The sequence below is a fragment of the uncultured Sphingorhabdus sp. genome (genome assembly GCF_937872355.1).
Taxonomy (GTDB): domain Bacteria; phylum Pseudomonadota; class Alphaproteobacteria; order Sphingomonadales; family Sphingomonadaceae; genus Sphingorhabdus_B.
In genome coordinates, this window is record NZ_CALMSV010000266.1 from 1 (window position 1) to 2,553 (window position 2,553).

Below are 2,553 nucleotides of genomic sequence, written 5' to 3' on the forward strand. Positions count from 1 at the left end.
GCCGGATCATCACCGTTCTGTCGCTGGCAGGCGGTGTCGTCGCGATGGCGTCCGGTCAGTTCCGTCTCGGCCAGATCGCGATCCCGGTCGGCGTCGGCGTTGGTGCCGGCACCGGTATTCCGATCGTCACCTCGACGGTCACCGGGACGCTTTAAGCGCCTCGGGTCTCTCCCCCTGCCGGGCCCGGACATTAGCGACTCAACCAGCGCGTCCGGGTTCGGCTCCTTGAGGGTGGTGTTGTCATGCAGCAATATGTCATTCCGCAACGACTGGATGATCCCGAGCTCATCGGCTTTTGGACGCTCGACGAGTTTCTCGCGATGATCATACCGTTCGTTTGGGGCATACTTTCCCAGCACATCATCATGGGCCTGCTACTCGCTTGTGCATGTTGGTGGGTGCTTCGCAAGCTTAAAGCTGGGCGTGCCGTCTCCTGGATTGTTCATACCGCATATTGGCATCTCCCCGGGTCCTTCATGCGGCTGAAGGCAACGCCACCCTCACATCTTCGCATCATGGCAGGATAATCATGGAACTTGCACACACACATGCGCAGTCGCAGCGTTATTTGAAGCAGCGCAACTTGCTTGGTCTTCTTTCGCTCCTGTTGCTGGGTGCAACGGTCCTTCTTTCAACAGCTGCAGCGAACAGCGAACGTGAAATCATCCTGCAACCAATCTTGTCTCGGCCGCTGGCTCTCACCACCGACAATGTGCCCAAGGAATATCTTGAGCTGGTTACGCGCGATACAGCGATGCTCACGCTCAATCGGTCGCCAGAGAATTTGCAATTCTGGATGGACCAGGTGCTCGACATCGCTGATCCCCGGACCCACGACAAGCTAAAGGCTGATTTGATGCGTGTCTTTGAAGAGCAGAGGCGCTCGACCGTTTCCCAATATCCCTCAATGGAGCGGATGGGGGTCCATCCCGCCACATTGACCAGCGAAGTGAACGGCGTTCTGCACACTATCGTTGGCCAGAAGGAAGTGTCGGCCGAGGCCAAGACCTTCAAATATATTTGGACCTACAACGGCGTGTCGTTGAAGCTCGCCGGTTTTGGTCTCGCCAAGAAAGACGACAAAACCGGAAAGGAAGAGCAGTGATGGCGGAAGTCGCATATGGTTCTTTGGGCTTCGGAGCGTTGCTTGCACTGCGGCCTTCGATGATTACGACGCGGGTGGCAGGAGCCGTTCTTGCTGGGGTGGGTTTCGCTTTGTTGGCAACGCCAGCATTTGCTGATCAAAATCTGGCCGCCACCGATAACAGTCAGGTCAACTGCATCGCTTCTGCCAAGGATCTTACTCGGATCAGCCTCGTCGGCGATCAATTCGTATCGATCTCGAAGGCCGATACCGGCATTCCCACAGAAGATTTCAAGGTCGTTCATGATCCCAAGCGGGGCGATATCTATCTCTCGATCCCCGAAGGCTATTCAAAGCCGTCAATCAACTTCTTCGGCATCAGCGACAAGGGCTTTGTCTATAAATTCGTCTGCAAGCCGGGAGGAGCAGATTCCGAACAGGTGTTCGTGACCAACCTCGCGATCAACAGCGACAAGGCGGCCGACTGGGAGGCGCGTACAACCCCGGAAGCCACCGCGATGCGCCTGGTAAGCGCGATGCAAAGTTGGGAGCAGGTTCCAGGCTTCAGCATTTCGCAATCGTCGCTTGAGCCAAGGCAGCTGAACAATGTCGAGCTGCAAATCATCGGCGAATATCGCGGCGCGGACGTGTCGGGCCGCATTTTGCGGGTCAAAAATCTCGGGGATAAGCCTCTCAAGCTTGATGAGAATACGATCGCCGGCAAGGGCATCGTCGCATTCTCCGCCGCGCTCGATGTGCTTCCTCCAGCCCAGGTTACCACAATCTATCTCGTTGAGAGGAACGGAGGGTCGCAATGAATTTCAAGTTTCCCTGGCAAAAAGGACCCAAAGTCCTCGACGGCCCTGCAGCTGGCGATGAGCTCTCGCCCCTTGGCGATTCGATGGCCGTGAATGAAGACGTTCGCAAGAAGCAGATGAAGCTCCTTGCGATCGGCGCTGGCGTCATTCTGATCTTCGGCTCCTATTACATCCTCGGCGAGGGATCGAGCAGCGATAAAAATGTCGATGCCGCAACCACTGAAGTGGCGGTCGATGATCTCGTCAACCGCAACATGTCAGAAAAGGAATGGATGTCGCGGTCCGAAGCCCGTTTCAATGAAATGGAAAACAGGCAGCGGGCTATGCAGGGTCAATTGATGGCTCCCGGGCAGAACGGAATTGGGCCGGGCGGAGCTCCGGTCATGACTCCAGGCTATGTTCCGCCGGGCGGAGAGCCGGACCAGGAAACCAAGAATATCATATCGGCTTATCAGCAGGAAAATGCGCAGCTGAAGGCAGCGGTCGCCGCAGCCAAGGCGTCTCCTGTCATGCAGGGTGCTGGACCGAATGGGCTTTATGGTCCCGGTTCGGCGGGGACCTATGCGCAGAACGGGAAAGGTCCGCCTACTGCCGCAGGACAGGCCGCGATCGCGGCGGTTGGCGAACTGCGCACGGCCTCGGTCCTGGAAG

At 57.1% G+C, this 2,553-nt stretch carries 3 protein-coding genes and 1 pseudogene; all 4 read left to right on the forward strand.

Annotated features, from left to right (window positions below):
• Window positions 1-242 precede the first annotated feature (242 nt).
• A complete protein-coding gene (gene traL, locus Q0239_RS17040) occupies window positions 243-527 on the forward strand; it encodes a type IV conjugative transfer system protein TraL (protein WP_298605088.1) in 285 nt (94 codons plus the stop codon).
• A 2-nt stretch (window positions 528-529) separates the two neighbouring features.
• A complete protein-coding gene (locus Q0239_RS17045; protein WP_298605090.1) occupies window positions 530-1,105 on the forward strand; it encodes a TraE/TraK family type IV conjugative transfer system protein in 576 nt (191 codons plus the stop codon).
• Complete coding sequence (locus Q0239_RS17050; RefSeq protein WP_298605091.1) at window positions 1,105-1,902, forward strand: type-F conjugative transfer system secretin TraK; 798 nt, start codon at window positions 1,105-1,107, stop codon at window positions 1,900-1,902. Before Q0239_RS17045 ends, Q0239_RS17050 begins: the two co-directional genes overlap by 1 nt.
• Window positions 1,899-2,553, forward strand: a pseudogene (locus tag Q0239_RS17055) (conjugal transfer protein TraB); the annotation flags it as partial. The gene Q0239_RS17050 and the pseudogene Q0239_RS17055, both read left to right, overlap by 4 nt.